This is a genomic window from Vibrio sp. 1288, assembly GCF_033344475.1.
This window is the reverse complement of sequence record NZ_JAWPOX010001148.1, coordinates 1-513: the sequence shown is the minus strand read 5'-3', so window position 1 is coordinate 513 and position 513 is coordinate 1. Positions and strand designations below refer to the sequence as shown.

Below are 513 nucleotides of genomic sequence, written 5' to 3'. Positions count from 1 at the left end.
TCACCTGGATGAACATTCATCGAAATGACTTTCGGCTTAAACTCCCACGGCATATCTGGGTTGACGTGTGCCATAAACTCCACACGAATCGTCCGGCTCAAATCGGGTTGCATCCCCGTAGGTTGAATCGCTGCAACATCACTGGTTTTACCGTTGATGCCTAACGCATCACACATCACGTCATAGAGCGGCACGAGCGCAAAACCGAACCCGAACATGGCAAAAGTGGCCAGCACTAACTTTATCGTGAGCTTTTTGTGGGATGATTTTTCTGCCATGTTCTTCGCCTCTCGTTCCGTTAATCCACTTTAGGCGGCGTACTAAAGGTGTGATGAGGCGCAGGGCTTGGCACAGTCCACTCTAATCCTTCTGCACGCTCCCAAGGCTTGGCCGACGCTTTCTCTCCGCCACGAATACATTTGATCACGACCCACAAGAAAATCAGTTGCGACAAACCAAAGGCAAAGCCGCCGATGGATACGATTTGGTTCACATCCGCAAATTGAATCGCGT

At 50.3% G+C, this 513-nt stretch carries 1 protein-coding gene and 1 pseudogene; both read right to left on the bottom strand.

Annotated features, from left to right (window positions below):
- Nucleotides 1–278: cytochrome c oxidase assembly protein (locus tag R8O11_RS31375; protein WP_318195410.1), on the bottom strand; the 278-nt coding region annotated here is incomplete at its 3' end.
- 20 nt (nt 279–298) lie between these two features.
- Nucleotides 299–513, bottom strand: a pseudogene (locus tag R8O11_RS31370) (cytochrome c oxidase subunit I); the annotation flags it as partial.